Genomic DNA, 18,227 nt, shown 5'->3' with positions numbered 1-18,227 from the left:
GTGCCTTATGAGGGTATACTGCGAAACAAATAAAGGTTTAATGCGCGAAAATAATGAAGACAATTTAATAGTTGAAGAATCTGACAGGTTTAACCTTTATGCTGTTGCTGACGGAATGGGTGGACATAAAGCTGGTGAAGTTGCAAGTTCCATTGCTATTGATACTATAAGGGAAATATTTAAGAAAAACAACAAAAGGGAAGATTTTAAAGCTCCCTCATTTATTATTCAAAGTATTGATAAGGCTAATGAAAAAATAAGGCAGGAATCCCAATCAAAGGAAGAATGTTCCGGGATGGGTACAACTATTACCATGGTGATTGTAGACCTGTCATTAAATATTGCTTACGTAGGAAATGTGGGCGACAGCAGAGCATATTTAATTAGAAATAATGAAATTATTCAAGTTACTGAGGATCATACGTATGTTCATGAGCTGTTTAAGGATGGAAAGATATCATTTGACGAAGCAAAACATCATCCTAAAAGAAATGTTATTACAAGGGCTGTAGGGAGCGAAGAATATGTACATGCAGATATATTTGAAATAGAGCTCTTTAGTGATGACATAATTTTGCTGTGCACCGACGGCTTGACAACACATTTGACAGATGACAAAATCTTAAGCACTATTAAAGAATTCGGGTGTTCAGAGAGTGTACAAAGATTAATAAAATTTGCCAATGATAATGGAGGAACTGATAATATTACCGTCATTATTGTTGATAATATCACTAGAGGTGAAGGATATGATAGGTAAAGTATTAGGAAATAGATATGAAATAATAGAAAAAATCGGCGGAGGCGGCATGTCTCTGGTTTACAAGGCAAAATGCAGGGTTTTGAATCGTTACGTAGCAATTAAAATATTGAGAGACGAATTGACATCCGACCCCGATTTTGTTTCGAAATTCAAGCAGGAATCATTATCTGCGGCGAGCCTGGCGCATCCTAACATTGTAAATATATATGATACGGGAATTGAAGGAGATATTTATTACATTGTAATGGAATATGTGAAGGGTGAAACTCTTAAAAAATATATAAACAGAAAAGGAAGACTGAGCGAGCAAGAGACAATTAATATTTCCAGACAGGTTGCAGAAGCTCTAAAGCATGCCCATACCAACAATATAGTGCACCGGGATATTAAGCCGCATAACATACTTATAACCGAAGACGGCATTGCTAAGGTAACTGATTTTGGAATTGCAAGGGCAGCTACAAGCTCAACTATCAACAACACCTCAAATGTAATAGGATCGGTTCATTATTTTTCTCCGGAACAGGCAAGAGGCGGGTACGTTGATGAAAAATCAGACATATATTCATTGGGAATCGTTATGTACGAGATGATAACTGGTGTTGTTCCTTTTGACGCGGATAATCACATTTCTGTTGCCATGAAACAGATTCAAGAAAAACCTGTCCCTCCCTCAAAAAAGATAAAAAATCTAAAGATATCAGCCGGTTTTGAAGAAATTATAATGAAATGTCTTGAAAAGCACCAGAGCTTCAGATTTCAAAGTGTTGAAGAACTGATTAAAAAACTGGATTCCATGAATGGTTTTAGCAGTTCCGAAAAAAAGGAAGAAGAATTAATTGATTCCCCTACCATCGTACTTCCTCCTATTAATGATGTAGATGTAAATGATGAACAGAATACTATTGACATTGATATAATTGATGATAATTCCGATAATGCATTTAAAACATTTTTTGGTGAAAATACTGACAAGGAAAAAATAAATGAGGGTACTAATACTAGCAAGAAGAAATTAAGTGATGAAGAAAGAAAAAAGAACAGAAATATAACAATCATTGCCGTGCTCAGCGCTTTGCTTGTTGCAGTTATCGGCGGTGTACTGGCATTTAAGGCTTTCTTATATGTTCCAGAAGTTGAGGTTCCTTACTTAATTGGCAGAGATGAAGAAGAAGCAAGAAAGATAATTGAAGACCTTGGATTAAGCTTTGAGGTTAAGGGAAGAGAATTCAATAATGAGTTTGAAGAAGGTAAAGTAATAGAGCAAAGTGTTGACGAAGGAATTAAGCTGAAGGAAGAGTACCCTGTTGAGGTGTTAATAAGCAAGGGGCAGAAAGAAATAATAGTTCCTGATTTAATAGGGAAATACTCCATAGAGGCAGGCATAATTCTGAAAGAGGAAGGGCTTGAAGAAGGTGATGTTTCTGAACAAAATTCTGATTCGGTGCCTGCTGGTCAGATAATAGACCAGGATCCTGCAGCTAATACTTCTGCAAATGAAAATGATGCAGTTGACTATGTTGTCAGCATAGGACCAAAAATCAGATATGTTAATATGCCAAAAATAGAAGGGCTGCAACTTGAAACTGCTAAGCTTGTTATCAAACAATACGGATTGACAGTGGGTGAAGCAACTGAGGAGCCCAGCGCTGATGTGGAAAAAGGACTTGTTATTAGGCAGAGTGTTGCTGCCGGACAGGAGGTAGCTGAAGGAACGTCCATCTGGATGACTGTTAGCTCAGGTGAGCCTGCTGAAGAAACCCCTTCTGAAGAGCCAAGCGAGGGAGATGGCACTGAACAACCTAGCGAAGAACCGTCTTCTGGTTCGTATCCACTCACCATTGCTTTGCCGAAGGATAAAGACAATGTATCAGTTGTTGTTCAAAAGGTTACTGACGGAGGAAGAGAAATAGTTTATTCTCAAGAAGTTGAAACTTCCCAACAAAGCATAATTATTAATGTTGAAGGAAGCGGAACGGAAGTGTATGAAATATATATTGATAACGAACTTTATGACAGAGTTGAAATAAAATTTTAATTAGGAGCTTATATGATTGAAGGAATCATTATGCGGGGCGTGGGAGGAAACTACTACGTAGATACTGAAGATAATATAGTTGAATGCAGGGCAAGGGGCTTATTCAGACTGAAGAATATAAAGCCTCTTGTAGGTGACAGAGTCTTAATCAGGCTTACTGAAGAGGATGAGAGCCAAGGCTATATCGAGGAGATAAAGGAAAGAACAAATGAAATGATAAGGCCTCCTGTTGCAAATGCAGACCAAATGATTATATTTTTTTCTGTTACAAATCCTGAGCCGAGCTTTCTGCTTCTTGATAAGCTTTTAATTTCGGCGGAGATAAATAATTTGAAACCGATAATATGTTTTAATAAATCCGACCTAACTGATGAAAATATTAAAAGTCAGTTTGAAAATATTTTTGTAAACACAGGCTACAGTGTGATTTTCACAAGCAAGTATGATGACAATTCAATTGAAAAACTAAAGACTATTTTGCGTAATAAGCTGACGGTGTTTTCCGGACCGTCAGGTGTTGGCAAATCTTCGATAATGAATGCTGTTCAGCCTGACTTTGAATTGAGAACAGGTGAGATAAGCGATAAGCTAAAAAGAGGGAGACACACCACAAGGCATGCCGAGATTTATAAACTTGACATAGGCGGATACGTTATAGATACTCCCGGATTCAGCTCATTTAACCTGAATGGAGTAGGCGAATATGATTTGAAAGAATATTATCCTGAAATTAAAAAATTTGATACGGGCTGCAGATTTGCAGATTGCCTGCATAACAAGGAGCCAAACTGTGTAGTAAAGGATGCTTTAAATAACGGTTTGATAAGTAAGACAAGATACAGCAATTATATTAGGCTTTTAGATGAAATACAAAGTATAAAGCCATACTAGCGGAGGAAAAAAATGAACAAATTATCACCTTCTATTCTTTCTGCCGATTTTTCTAAGCTTGGGGAAGATATAAAGCTTGTTGAGAGAGGCGGAGCAGATTATATACATATTGATGTAATGGACGGACATTATGTGCCCAACATTACAATTGGACCTGATGTGGTCAAATCTCTGAGAAAGGTAACAGAGCTTACGTTTGATGTGCATCTTATGATAGAAAATGCTGATGACTATATAGAAGCATTTTATAAAGCCGGCGCAGATATAATTACAGTGCACCAGGAAGCTTGCCGTCATCTTCACAGAACGATACAGAAAATAAAGTCATTGGGGCTTAAGGCCGGTGTTTCGATTAATCCGGCGACACCTGTTTCATTTATCAGGGATATTATAAGAGATGTGGACATGGTTTTGATCATGAGTGTGAATCCCGGATTCGGCGGCCAAAGTTTGATTAAAAATGTAAAATACAAATTTGAAGAATTAAATCAGATAATTAAAGAATTTAATTTGAACATTGATGTTGAAATTGACGGGGGTGTAACGTCTGATAATCTTGAGGAAGTGTTGAGCTGGGGAGCAAATGTAATAGTTGCGGGTTCAGCGATTTACAAGGCTGAGGATGTTGTGGCGGAAACAAAAAAGTTCAAAAAAATTATGGAGAAATAAATGTCTGTTTTAATCATAGGTAATGGCAATGATGTTGAAAAAAATCGTTTGGAAAAATTCGATATAAATTTTGTAATATGTGCTGACGGAGGACTTGAAAAAGCGGAAAAGTTAGGTATTGTTCCTGATATTATTTTAGGAGATTTCGACTCTGTCGATGCAGCTGTTTTAGAAAAGTACAGGCAGATGAAAATAGAAACAGTTACATTTCCATCTGAAAAAGACTACACCGATATGGAACTTTCTATTGAAAATGCAGTAAAAAAAGGGTTCAATCATGTTGTTATGGCCGGGGTAACGGGAACAAGACTGGATCACACTCTGGCTAACATACAACTTCTTGAAAGATATCACAACCGAGGTGTTGATATAGAAATTATTGATAATAATAATCATATAAAAATTATTACAGGCAGTGCCGACATTAAAATTAAGTATGAAAAGGATTGTTATGTGTCATTAGTTCCTGTAACTGAAAGAATCGAGGGCTTGACACTACGGGGGTTTAAATATCCGCTGGATAATGTCATTGTGGAAAGAGGCACAGCTTTTTTAGTAAGCAACGAGATAATAAAAGACGAGGGCAGGATTATACTGAATAAGGGTACTGCATTAGTCTTTGTTTCAAAAGATTAACATATTAGGAGGATTCATGAAAGCAATAGATTTAAGAGATTTATTTAAATCTCCGGAAAAATACGGTGGCAGCGAAGTGGTTGTCGAAGGTTGGATAAGAACAATCAGAGATTCAAAAAATTTTGGATTTATAGAACTAAATGACGGAACATTTATGAAAAATGTTCAGATAGTATTTGAAAATAATCTTGAAAATTTTGATGAAGTAAAAAAATATTCCACGGGAAGTGCCATAAGGGTCAAGGGAAAATTACTGCTTACTCCAGAAGCAAAGCAGCCATTTGAAGTAAAAGCAGAAGAGGTGACGATGGAAGCTGAATCAGATCTAAGCTATCCTCTTCAGAAAAAAAGACATTCACTTGAATATCTCAGAACAATAGCTCATTTAAGACCAAGAACAAATATGTTCTCAGCTGTGTTCAGAGTAAGATCAGTTGCAGCATATGCAATACATAAATTTTTTAATGACAGGGGATTTGTTTATGCACATCCACCGATAATAACTGCCAGCGATGCAGAAGGTGCAGGCGAAATGTTCAGAGTTACGGCACTTGACTTGGATAATATAGAAAAGGTTGACGGAAAGACAGATTATTCAAAGGACTTTTTTGGGAAATCTGCAAACCTTACTGTAAGTGGTCAGCTGGAAGCTGAAATCTTTGCACTTGCATTTAAAAATGTATATACATTTGGGCCGACTTTCAGAGCTGAAAATTCAAATACATCAAGACATGCTGCAGAGTTTTGGATGATTGAGCCGGAAATTGCATTTGCCGATATAAATGATAATATGCAGCTGGCTGAAGATATGGTTAAATATGTGGTAAGCTATGTAATGGAAAATGCAAAAGAAGAAATTGAATTCTTCAATTCATTTGTTGAAAAAGGCCTGACAGATAAATTAAACAATGTTATAAATTCAGAATTTGGAAGAATTGACTATACAGATGCCATTGAAATACTTAAGAAAAACAATAAAAATTTTGATTACCCAGTAGATTGGGGTACGGATATTCAAACAGAACATGAGAGATATCTGTCTGAAAAAATATTTGGCAAGCCTGTTTTTGTAATAAATTATCCAAAAGATATCAAGGCATTCTACATGCGTATGAATAATGACAACAAAACTGTTGCCGCTATGGACCTTCTTGTTCCGGGCATAGGTGAGCTTATAGGCGGAAGCCAGAGGGAAGAAAGGCTTGAAATGCTTGTAAAGCGTATGGATGAAATGGGAGTTGACAAAGAAGAAATGTGGTGGTACCTTGAACTAAGAAAGTATGGAGGAGTTAAGCATGCCGGATATGGACTGGGATTTGAGAGACTTATAATGTACCTTACAGGTATAGGAAACATAAGAGACGTCATTCCGTTCCCAAGAACACCGAAAAATGCAGAATTCTAGTTGTGTATAAAAATATCAAAGATACATTGAATTAAAATTTCAATGTATCTTTTTTGTTCTCTTTGAATAGTATGTATAAAGATTGAGAAGTCCTTAAACAGCGAATGACGGAAATTGCTCAGACATATTTGTATCTATTATTAAATGCTAAGGGGGTTATTATGAATTATTTTAAACATAGAAAAAAATGCAGCCCGTGTGGCCCTAAAATAAAATTTACCGAAATTGCAGGCATCATGTTAGCTGTTATAGGTGCAATTATCATTGTTCAGATATTACCTCTGAAAATGTGGCTTTTTATTCTCGGAAGCCTTCTGGTTGTACTTGGATGTACCCTTTTTAGATTATTTTGATAATAAATAATGAATTGGCTTAAAAACAAGTCAAAATATTTTTGTGCAAAAAAATAATGGCTTTTAGGCCACTATTTTTAGCTTATATAGCACGCTGCACTTTGTTTGATCTTAAACATCTTGTACAAACGTATTTTTTTGTTTTAGAACCATTTTCTAAAACTGAAACTCTTCTAACATTAGGTTTCCATGTTCTTTTTATTTTTCTATCAGCGTGTGTTATGCTGTTTCCTGATACAGTTCCTTTTCCACATACTTCACAAAATTTTGCCATACTTACACCTCCCATTTATTTAAAAACATCCGTTTTTTATTCTAGTTGATAAACAGTATTCTGCTTAACAAATTTAACTTAATAATGATACCATTAAAATTTAAATATTGCAATATCAAATTTTAATTAGTATAATAAAAAATATTAGCACGACTTTACAGTCGGTAATTTTGTTTGTAAATTTTTATCAAAAAGGTTATAATAAATTTACTTATCAAATAACATATAAAAATCGAAATGTGGGAGGTAGTATATGTCAGTTAACGTGTTAAATGAAAATGGGAATATAATCATAGATGACCAGGTTTTTGCAACTTTAGCCGGACTAGCTGCGATGGAATGCTATGGTGTTGTTGGCATGGCTTCAAGAAACGCAACTCAGGGAATATTTGAGCTGTTAAAGAGAGAACAGCTTACAAAAGGCATAAAGGTTACAACAGTTGACGAAAAAATAAACATAGATTTATATATAGTATTGCAATATGGCGTTAAAATATCTGTTGTTGCAGATAATATTATTTCCAGAATAAAATACAGCGTAGAGACTTTTTCGGGAGTTTCTGTGGAAAATGTTAATATTTTTGTACAAGGTGTCAGAGTACAAAAATAAGAGGAGGCTAAAATGATAGTTAAGTTTATAGATAATGTTGCATTTAAGAAAATGCTTTTAGGAGCCGCTGCCAATTTAGAAAACAATAAGGCAATAGTGGACTCTCTAAATGTATTTCCTGTTCCCGACGGAGATACGGGCACAAACATGAATCTTACTGTGCAGTCTGCAATGAGGGAAATAAATACCCTCCAAGAAAGCACAATTTCACACATGGCTGATGCCGCTGCAAATGGTTCTCTAATGGGAGCGAGAGGAAATTCCGGTGTAATATTATCTCAGCTGTTCAGAGGTATGGCAAAAGGGCTGAAAGGTTCAGGAAAGATTGACTGCAAGGTGATTGCTGATTCCTTTAAGTTTGCTTCTGATACGGCGTACAAGGCAGTTATGAGACCTGTGGAAGGTACAATATTGACAGTTGCAAGAGAAACTGCAGAAAAGGCTATGGAAACATACACCGAATTTGAAGATGCTTCTTTATTTTTGGAAAGTCTTATTGAACAGGCTAAAAGCACACTTGACAGAACACCCGAGATGCTTAAGGTATTAAAGCAGGCAGATGTGGTAGATGCAGGCGGAAAAGGACTTGTTTTCTTGTTAGAAGGCGCGCTGGCTGCATTGAAAGGTGTTGAAATTAAGCAGGAAAGAGTAGAACATCAAGTTGTTGAAACAGAAAAAGAAATTGCCGGATTTTCCAGCGAAAATGAGATAATATTTGCATATTGTACAGAGTTTTTTATTAAAAATCCTACAAAAAGCGCAGAAGAATTTTTGACCAAAATTTATGATAAAGGTGATTCGATTGTTTGTGTAGGAGATGAAAAACTAATAAAAACACATATACATACAAACAACCCGGGCCATATACTTGCAATTGCGGTTAAATACGGGGAACTTATTAAAATCAAAATTGACAATATGAAGGAACAGTTCAGAGAAAGAATAAAAAATTCAAATAAAAAGAATCAAGAAAGAAAAAAATATGGATTTGTTTCCATAGGTATGGGTGAAGGTATACAGAAGGTGTTTTCTGACTTAAATGTGGATATGTTCCTGTCAGGCGGACAGACTATGAATCCAAGTACCGAGGATATTTTGGATGCAGCTGGAAGCATCAATGCTGATCACATAATTATTCTTCCGAACAACGGAAATATAATTTTGGCTGCCACCCAGGCAAAGGAAATATCTGATAAGAATCTTCACATTATTCCCAGCAAGAGCATACCGCAGGGAATTACGGCAATGCTTGCATTCAATGCGGAAAGCAGCCCTGAGGAAAATGTAAGTGCAATGACAGAGGCGGTTTCTGAAGTGAAAACCGGTCAGGTTACCTATGCTGTAAGAGATACCGTAATTAACGATATGGAAATTAAAAAAGACGAAATTATTGCAATAAGTGATGGCAGCATAGTTACGCATGGAGAAAATCCTGAAAACCAAACAATTGAGCTTATCAAAAATATGGTGGACGAAGACAGCTTCCTTATAACATTGTTCTACGGAGAAGATGTTGACAGAAAGGATGCTGAAGGATTAAAAGAAAAAATAGAAGAAATTGCCGAAGAATGTGATGTGGAAGTAATCTACGGCGGCCAGCCGCTTTATTACTATATAATTTCAGTGGAATAAACAAGATGATGTTGTCATATCGAATACAGCCAAGGATCTCATGAACGTGATGAGATCCTTCTCATTCGTATTAAGGGTGCAGGGAGTAATCTATGCTTGAAATGGATGTTCAGTATTTAAAGGGAGTCGGTCCGGGAAGAGCTGCGAAGCTTAATAAATTGAATATATTTACCGTAGAAGATCTAATAAACTATTTTCCGGTTAAGTATGAAGACAGGAGAGCCGTGAGAAATATTAATGAGCTCACAGATAATTTAAAGTGCCTGCTTAGAGTGAAGCTTTTTGAAGGTCCTAAAAAAACAAGAATTAAAAAAAGAATGACTGTTGTAAAAGCTATAGGTAAAGATGATACAGGATTTATAACCATTACTTTTTTTAATCAGAGTTTTATAGCGGAAAAATTAACTGAGGGTGAAAGTTATTATATTTTTGGCACAGCTAAAGCTTCTTACGGTAAATTTGAAATGATAAATCCTGATATAGAGTTATGCAAAAATGACTGGAAATCTAAAAAAATAACTCCCATTTACAGTCTGACTTACGGATTATCTAATAATGAGCTGACAAAAATTATGAAGATGGCGCTGGAAGCATACTATGAAAGAATAGAAAATATACTTTCAGATGACCTTATTGATGAATATAAGCTGCTTCCCAGAAAAAAAGCAATTAAAAATCTTCATTTTCCTCTAAATGGGAGGGCTTATTCAGAAAGTAAAAAAACAATTGCTTTTGAAAAACTGCTAATAATGCAGATGGGATTAACAGCAATTAAAAGTAGCCTAAAAAGTAATTCTCCAGGTAATGTAATTACTCGCTTAAATCTATCGGAAAAACTTGTGGATGCCATACCATACAAACTGACGGATGCACAGCTCAGAGTTATCGAAGAGATAAAAAATGATATGAGTATGGTTAAACCAATGAATCGTTTGGTTCAGGGCGATGTAGGTTCGGGAAAGACAGTCGTTGCCGTATATGCCTTGCTTGCGGCTGTCAGTTCAGGTTATCAGGCATCAATGATGGCTCCTACGGAGATACTTGCTATGCAGCATTATCAAACTATAACAGAATATCTATCAATGGCTGACATTGATATTAGTGTTGCGTTTCTTTCGGGCTCTACAAAGGCAAAGGATAAAAATGAAATAATTAAGAGATTGAAAGACGGAGAAATAAATATAATTATTGGTACACATGCACTTATTGAAGATAATATAGAATTTAAAAATATAGGCCTTGTAGTTACGGATGAACAGCATCGCTTCGGAGTAAGGCAAAGAGGAAAGCTTTCCAACAAAGGAAGCAATCCTGATATACTTGTAATGACGGCGACGCCTATTCCCAGGACGTTGGCATTGATGTTTTACGGAGATCTTGATATTTCTGTTATTGATGAAATGCCCCCCGGCAGGCGTAAAGTCATTACCGAAATTTTTAATGGAAAACAAAAAGAAAAGGCATATGGTTTTATTAGAGAGCAAGTTGACGGAGGGAGACAGGCATACGTAGTTGCTCCGCTGGTTGACGAATCGGAAGGATTGGAACTGGATTCTGCGAAGCAAATATTTGAAGAACTTAATAACACTTATTTTTCAAATTACAGGCTGGGGCTTTTGTACGGCAAAATGAGCAATTCTGAAAAAGAAGATGTAATAGGGAAATTTTATGACGGTAAAATAAATATACTTGTTTCAACAACGGTAATTGAGGTTGGAGTAAACGTCCCTAATGCTTCGGTAATGCTTGTATTAAATGCAGAAAGATTTGGTCTTGCTCAACTTCATCAGCTTAGAGGAAGAGTGGGAAGAGGTAGGTTTCAGTCATACTGCCTTTTGGTAAATGAAAGCAGAACTAAAAAAGCGTCAGAAAGAATGAATATATTAAGAAGTACAAATAATGGATTTGTAATTGCGGAAGAAGATTTAAAGATTAGAGGACCTGGGGATTTTTTTGGAACTCAGCAGCACGGTCTTTCCAGACATGATATTCAAAATATAGTAAATGATACAGAAACAGTACGAAATGTTCAGATTGTTTCAAAAAAAATAATGGCGGATAATCCGAGACTGACCGGTGACGAATATAAGAATTTAAAAAAGGCAATATTAATGTTATTTACGGATGAAAACATCGTATTTAATTGAGGATATTTTGTTTTCCTGCTAATATGCCGGTGACCAAGCCGTAGAAGCTCAAACAATCGGAGGTAAAATTTATGAGGATAATATCCGGAACTAATAAAGGTATGAAGCTGTATGCTCCTGAAGGAACGTCAGTCAGACCTACCAGTGATAAGATTAAGGAAGCTTTATTTAACATAATAGGGCACATAGATGAAGGGGCAGTTGTAATGGATTTATTTTCAGGCTCCGGAAGCGTAGGCATAGAATTTCTGGCGAGAGGCGCAGAGCTATGCTACTTTGTGGACTCATCTCATAAGAGTTTAAGTTATGTAAAAAAGAATCTTGAGCTTTGCAGATTTAAAAACAGGGCAAAAATCATAATGAGTGACTACGAGAAAGCTATTTTGAATTTATCAAAAGAGGGTGTAAAATTCGATTACATATTTGCCGATCCTCCGTATAATTTGAACTGCGGTTTTAAGATATCTGACAAAGTATTCGAAAATAACTTGCTAAAGAAAGACGGAAAGCTTATAATTGAAACAGATAAATTTGAAAAAATAATTGATAACATCAGTACTGACATGATAAAATACAAAGAGAAAATTTATGGCAGAACAAGGATAAGCATAATGACATACACGGAGGAATAATGAAAGTTTTATATACCGGAAGTTTTGACCCGATTACAATGGGCCATATTGACATAATTAATAGAATATCAAACAAATTTGATGAAGTTGTTATAACTGTTTTTAATAATATTGAAAAAAAATATTGGTTTTCTATAGAAGAAAGATGCGAAATGGTTAGACAAGCCACTCTTCATTTAGACAATGTTACTGTCGATTTTACTGAGGGGCTTGTAGTTGACTATTGCGAAAGAAACAATATAAACATAATAGTCAGAGGGTTAAGGGCTGTTTCTGATTATGAATATGAATTGGCTATATCGAGTATAAATAAGCATTTAAATAAAAAATTAGAAACAATTTTTCTGGTTGCATCCTCGGAATACTCTTTCTTAAGCTCAAGCATGGTAAAAGATGTAGCTGAGCATGGAGGAGTTTTCGAAGATTTAGTTCCTGAATATGTAGGTAAGGAAATTCATAAAAAACTTGGGAGGAAGTAGTATGGATATTTTGAATTTGTTGGAGAGAATCGAGGATATTATCGAAGAAGCTTCTAAATTCCCTTTATCTAACAAGGTTATGATAGACAAAGAAGAGGTGTTGGAAGTAATAAATGAAATAAGATTGAAAATGCCGGATGAAATTAACAGGGCATCTTGGGTCGCTAAGGAACGCCAAAGAATATTAAATGAAGCTCAGTCTGAAGCGGATGAGCTTATTGAAAAGGTTAAGGAGCAACAAAGATACTTGGTTGAGGAAAATGAAATAACTAAGCAGTCGAAAAAATATGCCGAACAGTTGATTAAGGATGCCGAAGTGAAGGCAAATGATATGAAAATAGGAGCATATAATTACAGTGACGAAATTTTGTCCAAGCTTCAAGAAAAAATCAGAGAAATCAACGGTATAATAGAACAAAACAGAGATACACTAAAAAATATGTAAAAATTAAATGCTAATTAAGAGCTGTTTTGAATGAAATGTTCAAAGCAGCTCTTAATAAAAAACACTTATATAAGAAAACTCCCCTCAACAGGGGAGTTTATGTTAAGACAATTTTTCTCTGTAGGTATCCATTATTTCGGAGAAAAGATCTCCTGTTGTGGGAGGTGTAAAAGTTATTGTATTTGCTCCGGCTTGAATGGTATTCATAATATTTTCTGGGTTTGGTCCTCCGGTTGCTATAATTGGAAAATACGGATGCTTCTCACGAATTTTTCTGGCTATAGATGCAGTTCTGGTGCCTCCGGAAACATTAAATATAGAAGCTCCTGCTTTTATTCTGGACTCAAAGTCCTCTTTTTCAGATACAATTGTTATTATTATAGGAATATCTAGCCGTTGCTTCATTTCAGAAATTAATTCATTCGGTGTTGGAGCATTCATTACAACGCCGTAAGCACCGTTTAGTTCTGCATTTATAGCGATGTCAATGGATCGTTGACCTGTTGTTATGCCGCCTCCGACGCCTACAAATACAGGTGCGGATGAAACTTCTATTATCGCCTGATTTATTGCAATTTGGGGGGTAAAAGGATATACTGCTATTACTCCGTCGGCGTTGTGATTTTTTATAATTGCAAGGTCGGTTGTAAATATAAGTGATTTTATACGCTTGCCGAATATATTAATGCCGCTTGCCTCGTAGATTTCTGCCGGCATTTGTATAGGCTTTTTCTTAAGTACGGATTCAATAGTAGGTATAAATTTTTTATCTTTTTTTTCTGTACGGTTTTTAACAGCATGGCTGTAATTGTCTTGAATGATATTGTCGATAAACTTGTCCATATAACCTCCCGCATTTATGTTCATTTTTATCTTAATTATACAATTTACGCGAATAAAACACAATCAAATAAATGTAAAATGAACTTAAAAAAACCTATGCAAAATATAACAAAAATTATATAATGATATGTATTTATATAGTTGGGTTATTACATTACAAGTATTGAATAACGAAATATATAATGGAGAAGGTTGACAATGCAGTTATGTTTAAGCAACAGTAAATTAAAGCATAAAGGAACCCTATTGTTGGAAACAGACAGATTTATTTTAAGACAGTTCCAAATAAATGATGTCCATGATGTGTTTGTTAATTGGTCAAGTGATGCTGAATCAGCAAAGTATAATGCATGGAGCGTGCATGAAAGTGAAAATGTAACCAGAGGTTACATGAGTGATTGGATAAATAACTATAAGAGATTAAATTATTATCATTGGGCCATAGAGGATAAGAACAGCGGTGAAGTGGTTGGTTCGATCTCTGTTTCAAATATAAAAGACAGAAAGAAATATTGTGAAATAGGGTATACGGTTGCAAGAAAAAGATGGAATGAAGGAATAGCAACCGAGGTTTTAATGTGTGTTTTAGAATTTCTAACAAATGATGCAGGTTTTGCAACAATACGTGCAATGCATGATGTCAGAAACAAAGCATCCGGAAGAGTAATGGAGAAAGCTGGCATGATTTTTGTCAAAAATCAGATGCAGATTTTTATAGGCGGACACAACCTAATAATGAACTGCAGCATTTATGATTACAGAAAACACTAAAATTATACAATATAATGTAATAAATTATTGATTTTAGAAAGTAGTATGGTATAATAGAATGGTTAAATTGGGGGATTCATTAATTTGAAACAATATTGACTGTTTTACATACAATATAAAATATCTAGGAGGAACAAATGAGTTCAAAAATATTAAAAAAAGAAAAAAACGTGGTTTCAATTGAATTTACGATTGCACCCGAACAATTTGAAGAAGCTGTGAATAAAGCATATTTAAAAGTTAAGAATAACATTAATGTTCAAGGATTCAGAAAAGGTAAAGCTCCAAAACATATAATTGAAAAAAAATATGGCAAGAGCATTTTTTATGATGATGCACTAGATTTTGCTGTGCAGGAAGAATACCCTAAAGCTGTAAAAGATCTTGGTCTTGATATAATAAACAGTCCAAAGATAGATATTGTTACTTTTAACGAGGGAGAAGAAATAGTTTTAAATGCAGATGTTGAAGTTATGCCCGAAGTTGAACTTTCTGAATACAAAGGTGTTGAAGTAGAAAAAACAGAATTTAAAGTAACAGATGAAGATGTTGAAAAGGAACTTAAAAATATTCAAGAAAAGAATGCCAGAATAGTTGAAGTCGAAGATAGACCGGTTCAAAACGGAGACTTTTTGACTATTGATTATGCTGGATTTGTGGGAGAAGAACAGTTTGAAGGCGGTACTGCAGAAAACCAATCACTTGAGATAGGTTCAAACACATTTATCCCCGGCTTCGAAGAGCAATTAATAGGTAAAAATAAAGGGGATGAGGTAAAAGTAAATGTTACATTCCCAGAAGAATATCATTCTGAAGAATTAAAGGGTAAGGACGCTGTTTTCAATGTTACTATCCATGAAATAAAGACAAAAGAACTTCCGGCTATTGACGATGAATTTGCAAAAGATGTAAGTGAGTTTGATACGTTGGAAGAATTTAAGGCTGACACGAAAAAAACTTTAGAGGCAAAAGCTGTTGATCAGACAAAAGTAACAAATGACAACAACGTAATAACTAAAGTAGTAAACGATGCTAAAGTTGAAATTCCTGAAGTGTTAGTGCAAAGAGAAATGGAACACCTTGCAAGAAATTATGAGCAGCAATTCCGTCAGCAGGGATTTACAGGCAAGGAATATGATGACGTAATTAAAAACTTTGTAGATCAATACAAAGAAAGCTCAAAAGGCCAGGCTGAATTTAATGTTAAGGCTGAACTTGTTCTTGAAGCAATCATTAAAAAAGAAAATATAGAAGTAGCTGAAGATGAACTTAAAAAAGAGGTTGATGAGGTTGCTAAACAATACCATGTTGAGGAAGATAGATTAGAAGCATTCAAAGAAAATCTTCTCCAGACAAGCGGAAGCTATATAAAAGAAACTTTACAAAAAAGAAAAGTATTTGAAATGCTTGCTGAAAATGCAGTATTTGTTGAGCCAAAAGAAAAAACTGAAGAACCCGCAGCTAAGGATTCAGACGAGGATTTAAAGAGCGAAGAAAAATAAATTAAGATAAAATTAAGAAAAATAAGTACAATATATATATAGTAAAATATAATAATAGGAGGAAAAGAATATGGCATTGGTACCATATGTAATTGAGCAAACCGGTAGAGGCGAAAGATCTTATGATATTTATTCGAGACTTTTAAAAGATAGGATAATTATTTTGAGTGATGAAGTTAATGATGCAACAGCAAGCTTAATAGTTGCACAGTTGCTGTTCCTGGAATCAGAAGATCCAGATAAAGATATACAATTATATATAAATTCACCAGGAGGATCTATAACTGCAGGTATGGCAATTTATGACACCATGCAGTATATAAAGCCGGATGTTTCAACTATTTGCGTAGGTATGGCAGCTAGCATGGGAGCATTTTTACTGTTGTCAGGTTCGAAAGGCAAAAGATTTGCTCTTCCTAATTCGGAGATTATGATTCATCAGCCGCTTGGAGGAATGAAGGGGCAGGCTTCTGATATTAAAATACATGCAGATAGAATTATAAAAATAAGAGAGACCCTAAATAATATCATAAGTGAAAAAACATCACAGCCTCTAGAGAAAGTTGAACATGATACTGACAGAGATAACTTTATGACAGCGGAAGAAGCGAAAGCCTACGGAATAATAGACGAAATTATTGCCAAAAGAAAATAAGGAGTGTTTCAATGAGCAAAGTCAATGACAAACAAATCAAATGCTCGTTCTGCGGTAAATCTCAAGATCAGGTAAGAAGGCTGATTGCCGGACCTGATGTATATATCTGCGATGAGTGCATTGAATTATGTCATAACATTGTAGATGACGATATAGATATATTTGAAGAGTATGATTTTACGGAACTGCCGAAACCAAAAGAAATTAAGGCTAGGCTTGATGAATATGTTATTCAACAGGAACATGCAAAAAAAGCTCTGGCAGTAGCCGTTTACAATCACTATAAAAGAATAAACTATAAATCCAAGGATGAAGGCGCAGATATCCAGAAGAGCAATATACTTTTACTTGGCCCAACAGGCAGCGGTAAGACGTATCTTGCCCAAACACTGGCTAAACTGCTTAATGTTCCTTTTGCAATAGCAGATGCCACATCTCTGACAGAAGCAGGTTATGTGGGAGAAGATGTTGAGAACATATTGTTGAAGCTCTTACAGGCCGCGGATTTTGATGTTGAGAGAGCAGAGAAGGGAATCATATATGTGGATGAAATTGATAAAATATCAAGACGTTCAGAAAACCCTTCAATTACGAGAGATGTAAGTGGTGAAGGTGTTCAGCAGGCACTTCTTAAAATCCTTGAAGGAACTGTTGCGAATGTTCCGCCTCAGGGAGGGAGGAAGCACCCTCATCAGGAATTCATTCAAATAGACACTACTAATGTATTGTTTATTTTAGGCGGTGCATTTGATGGAATAGAAAAAATAATACAAAAAAGAATCGGTAAAAAGAGTATCGGATTTGGCGCAGATTTGTCAGGCAACAGTTCCATGGATATGGATAAGCTGCTTGGACAGGTTCAATCACAAGATCTTTTAAAATTTGGATTGATTCCTGAATTTGTAGGAAGAATGCCGGTGGTTGTTTCTTTGGAAAAATTAGATAAAAAGGCCCTAATTTCAATTTTGACAGAACCAAAAAATGCATTGGTTAAACAATATAAAGAATTATTTAAAATGGACAATGTGGAATTGGAAATAGAAAAAGAAGCTTTGGAAGCAATTGCTGATAAAGCCTTGGAAATAAATACAGGTGCAAGAGGCTTAAGAGGTATTCTTGAAAGTACGATGATTGACGTAATGTACGAGATACCGTCAAGAAATGACATTAAAAAATGTGTAATTACAAAAGATACCATACTAAATAAAAGTGAACCTAAATTAGTTTTGACAAAAAAGCCTGTGTCTGATAAAAAAGAAAATGCTTCATAACCGATTGCCTGCTTTATGCAGGTAAGCAGGCTGCTGAAAAAATCTATAGTTAAGTTACCGGCCAGGCAGTCAATCACCACGTATATAAATACGTTACGGTTGTCTGTCTTTCGGTGCTTTTCAAGATAGTTTTTTTGGTAACCTGTTATCTTGATGACCTCGTCATCAATCTGCCTGCCTGCTTTTAGCAGGCAGTTTTACTAAGGAGATC

18 protein-coding genes and 1 pseudogene are annotated in these 18,227 nt (G+C 35.3%); 17 read left to right on the top strand and 2 right to left on the bottom strand.

The features are described 5' to 3' along the window. Positions 1-7 precede the first annotated feature (7 nt). The 7 genes from ACS3UD_RS06245 to ACS3UD_RS06215 all read left to right on the top strand — a co-directional run bounded on the left by ACS3UD_RS06245 (position 8) and on the right by ACS3UD_RS06215 (position 6,755). Entirely contained in the window at positions 8-760 is a 753-nt protein-coding gene (locus ACS3UD_RS06245; RefSeq protein ID WP_308137298.1) for a Stp1/IreP family PP2C-type Ser/Thr phosphatase, read from the top strand. Then, positions 750-2,801 carry a Stk1 family PASTA domain-containing Ser/Thr kinase gene (gene pknB / locus ACS3UD_RS06240; RefSeq protein WP_308137299.1) on the top strand — a complete coding sequence of 684 codons (2,052 nt, stop codon included), beginning with the start codon at positions 750-752 and terminating at the stop codon, positions 2,799-2,801. The genes ACS3UD_RS06245 and pknB overlap by 11 nt, the downstream gene beginning before the upstream one ends. A 12-nt stretch (positions 2,802-2,813) precedes the next feature. Continuing rightward, the gene (gene rsgA, locus ACS3UD_RS06235) at positions 2,814-3,692 is read left to right on the top strand and encodes a ribosome small subunit-dependent GTPase A (protein WP_308137300.1); all 879 of its coding nucleotides are present in this window, start codon (positions 2,814-2,816) and stop codon (positions 3,690-3,692) included. A 12-nt stretch (positions 3,693-3,704) separates the two neighbouring features. After that, complete coding sequence (rpe, locus tag ACS3UD_RS06230) at positions 3,705-4,361, top strand: ribulose-phosphate 3-epimerase (protein ID WP_308137301.1); 657 nt, start codon at positions 3,705-3,707, stop codon at positions 4,359-4,361. Beyond that, positions 4,362-4,997, top strand: coding sequence for a thiamine diphosphokinase (locus ACS3UD_RS06225; RefSeq protein WP_308137302.1), 636 nt, complete (start codon positions 4,362-4,364; stop codon positions 4,995-4,997). 16 nt (positions 4,998-5,013) lie between these two features. Next, positions 5,014-6,402 (top strand): asparagine--tRNA ligase, encoded by a 1,389-nt coding sequence (asnS, locus tag ACS3UD_RS06220; RefSeq protein WP_308137303.1) that lies wholly within the window; start codon positions 5,014-5,016, stop codon positions 6,400-6,402. Positions 6,403-6,563: 161 nt separating this feature from the next. Further along, positions 6,564-6,755, top strand: a complete 192-nt coding sequence (locus ACS3UD_RS06215; RefSeq protein ID WP_213924605.1) for a hypothetical protein — start codon at positions 6,564-6,566, stop codon at positions 6,753-6,755. Positions 6,756-6,837: 82 nt separating this feature from the next. Here ACS3UD_RS06215 and rpmB read toward each other — a convergent pair whose 3' ends face one another. Then, positions 6,838-7,029 carry a 50S ribosomal protein L28 gene (gene rpmB, locus ACS3UD_RS06210; RefSeq protein WP_308137304.1) on the bottom strand — a complete coding sequence of 64 codons (192 nt, stop codon included), beginning with the start codon at positions 7,027-7,029 and terminating at the stop codon, positions 6,838-6,840. 253 nt (positions 7,030-7,282) lie between these two features. Here rpmB and ACS3UD_RS06205 point away from each other — a divergent pair, with 253 nt between their 5' ends. The 6 genes and pseudogenes from ACS3UD_RS06205 to ACS3UD_RS06180 all read left to right on the top strand — a co-directional run bounded on the left by ACS3UD_RS06205 (position 7,283) and on the right by ACS3UD_RS06180 (position 12,974). Next, positions 7,283-7,639, top strand: a complete 357-nt coding sequence (locus tag ACS3UD_RS06205; protein ID WP_308137305.1) for an Asp23/Gls24 family envelope stress response protein — start codon at positions 7,283-7,285, stop codon at positions 7,637-7,639. 12 nt (positions 7,640-7,651) lie between these two features. Next, positions 7,652-9,271 (top strand): DAK2 domain-containing protein, encoded by a 1,620-nt coding sequence (locus ACS3UD_RS06200; protein WP_308137306.1) that lies wholly within the window; start codon positions 7,652-7,654, stop codon positions 9,269-9,271. Positions 9,272-9,363: 92 nt separating this feature from the next. Continuing rightward, positions 9,364-11,418, top strand: coding sequence for an ATP-dependent DNA helicase RecG (gene recG, locus ACS3UD_RS06195; protein WP_308137307.1), 2,055 nt, complete (start codon positions 9,364-9,366; stop codon positions 11,416-11,418). Between the two features lie 65 nt (positions 11,419-11,483). After that, positions 11,484-12,050, top strand: a pseudogene (rsmD, locus tag ACS3UD_RS06190) (16S rRNA (guanine(966)-N(2))-methyltransferase RsmD); the annotation flags it as partial. After that, on the top strand, positions 12,050-12,529 hold the full coding sequence (gene coaD, locus ACS3UD_RS06185; protein WP_308137308.1) for a pantetheine-phosphate adenylyltransferase: 480 nt from the start codon (positions 12,050-12,052) through the stop codon (positions 12,527-12,529). The pseudogene rsmD and the gene coaD, both read left to right, overlap by 1 nt. A gap of 1 nt (position 12,530) precedes the next feature. Further along, positions 12,531-12,974, top strand: a complete 444-nt coding sequence (locus tag ACS3UD_RS06180) for an ATPase (RefSeq protein WP_213924599.1) — start codon at positions 12,531-12,533, stop codon at positions 12,972-12,974. A 102-nt stretch (positions 12,975-13,076) separates the two neighbouring features. Here the strand turns inward: ACS3UD_RS06180 and ACS3UD_RS06175 are convergent, their stop codons facing one another. Further along, positions 13,077-13,817, bottom strand: coding sequence for a hydrolase (locus tag ACS3UD_RS06175; RefSeq protein ID WP_308137309.1), 741 nt, complete (start codon positions 13,815-13,817; stop codon positions 13,077-13,079). A 198-nt stretch (positions 13,818-14,015) separates the two neighbouring features. Between ACS3UD_RS06175 and ACS3UD_RS06170 the strand changes: the two genes are divergently transcribed. The 4 genes from ACS3UD_RS06170 to clpX all read left to right on the top strand — a co-directional run bounded on the left by ACS3UD_RS06170 (position 14,016) and on the right by clpX (position 18,016). Further along, positions 14,016-14,588 carry a GNAT family N-acetyltransferase gene (locus tag ACS3UD_RS06170; RefSeq protein ID WP_308137310.1) on the top strand — a complete coding sequence of 191 codons (573 nt, stop codon included), beginning with the start codon at positions 14,016-14,018 and terminating at the stop codon, positions 14,586-14,588. Between the two features lie 137 nt (positions 14,589-14,725). Beyond that, positions 14,726-16,090 carry a trigger factor gene (gene tig, locus ACS3UD_RS06165; RefSeq protein ID WP_308137311.1) on the top strand — a complete coding sequence of 455 codons (1,365 nt, stop codon included), beginning with the start codon at positions 14,726-14,728 and terminating at the stop codon, positions 16,088-16,090. Between the two features lie 70 nt (positions 16,091-16,160). Beyond that, positions 16,161-16,745 (top strand): ATP-dependent Clp endopeptidase proteolytic subunit ClpP, encoded by a 585-nt coding sequence (clpP, locus tag ACS3UD_RS06160; RefSeq protein ID WP_213924596.1) that lies wholly within the window; start codon positions 16,161-16,163, stop codon positions 16,743-16,745. 11 nt (positions 16,746-16,756) lie between these two features. Then, the gene (gene clpX, locus ACS3UD_RS06155) at positions 16,757-18,016 is read left to right on the top strand and encodes an ATP-dependent Clp protease ATP-binding subunit ClpX (protein WP_308137312.1); all 1,260 of its coding nucleotides are present in this window, start codon (positions 16,757-16,759) and stop codon (positions 18,014-18,016) included. Positions 18,017-18,227: the final 211 nt, after the last annotated feature.

The sequence above is a fragment of the Sedimentibacter sp. LTW-03 genome, from assembly GCF_052059825.1.
Lineage (GTDB): Bacteria > Bacillota > Clostridia > Tissierellales > Sedimentibacteraceae > Sedimentibacter.
Note: the sequence above shows the minus strand (reverse complement) of the source record. Positions and strands in the feature narration are given on the sequence as shown.

Excerpts from the sequence above, each read along its gene's own strand:
- rsgA (WP_308137300.1), top strand. The coding sequence starts at position 2,814 with ATGATTGAAGGAATCATTATGCGGGGCGTGGGAGGAAACTACTACGTA.
- ACS3UD_RS06175 (WP_308137309.1), bottom strand. The coding sequence starts at position 13,817 with ATGGACAAGTTTATCGACAATATCATTCAAGACAATTACAGCCATGCT.
- rpe (WP_308137301.1), top strand. The coding sequence starts at position 3,705 with ATGAACAAATTATCACCTTCTATTCTTTCTGCCGATTTTTCTAAGCTT.
- ACS3UD_RS06225 (WP_308137302.1), top strand. The coding sequence starts at position 4,362 with ATGTCTGTTTTAATCATAGGTAATGGCAATGATGTTGAAAAAAATCGT.
- clpP (WP_213924596.1), top strand. The coding sequence starts at position 16,161 with ATGGCATTGGTACCATATGTAATTGAGCAAACCGGTAGAGGCGAAAGA.
- ACS3UD_RS06205 (WP_308137305.1), top strand. The coding sequence starts at position 7,283 with ATGTCAGTTAACGTGTTAAATGAAAATGGGAATATAATCATAGATGAC.
- pknB (WP_308137299.1), top strand. The coding sequence starts at position 750 with ATGATAGGTAAAGTATTAGGAAATAGATATGAAATAATAGAAAAAATC.
- recG (WP_308137307.1), top strand. The coding sequence starts at position 9,364 with ATGCTTGAAATGGATGTTCAGTATTTAAAGGGAGTCGGTCCGGGAAGA.
- ACS3UD_RS06170 (WP_308137310.1), top strand. The coding sequence starts at position 14,016 with ATGCAGTTATGTTTAAGCAACAGTAAATTAAAGCATAAAGGAACCCTA.
- ACS3UD_RS06245 (WP_308137298.1), top strand. The coding sequence starts at position 8 with ATGAGGGTATACTGCGAAACAAATAAAGGTTTAATGCGCGAAAATAAT.
- ACS3UD_RS06180 (WP_213924599.1), top strand. The coding sequence starts at position 12,531 with ATGGATATTTTGAATTTGTTGGAGAGAATCGAGGATATTATCGAAGAA.
- ACS3UD_RS06215 (WP_213924605.1), top strand. The coding sequence starts at position 6,564 with ATGAATTATTTTAAACATAGAAAAAAATGCAGCCCGTGTGGCCCTAAA.
- tig (WP_308137311.1), top strand. The coding sequence starts at position 14,726 with ATGAGTTCAAAAATATTAAAAAAAGAAAAAAACGTGGTTTCAATTGAA.
- rpmB (WP_308137304.1), bottom strand. The coding sequence starts at position 7,029 with ATGGCAAAATTTTGTGAAGTATGTGGAAAAGGAACTGTATCAGGAAAC.
- ACS3UD_RS06200 (WP_308137306.1), top strand. The coding sequence starts at position 7,652 with ATGATAGTTAAGTTTATAGATAATGTTGCATTTAAGAAAATGCTTTTA.
- asnS (WP_308137303.1), top strand. The coding sequence starts at position 5,014 with ATGAAAGCAATAGATTTAAGAGATTTATTTAAATCTCCGGAAAAATAC.
- clpX (WP_308137312.1), top strand. The coding sequence starts at position 16,757 with ATGAGCAAAGTCAATGACAAACAAATCAAATGCTCGTTCTGCGGTAAA.
- coaD (WP_308137308.1), top strand. The coding sequence starts at position 12,050 with ATGAAAGTTTTATATACCGGAAGTTTTGACCCGATTACAATGGGCCAT.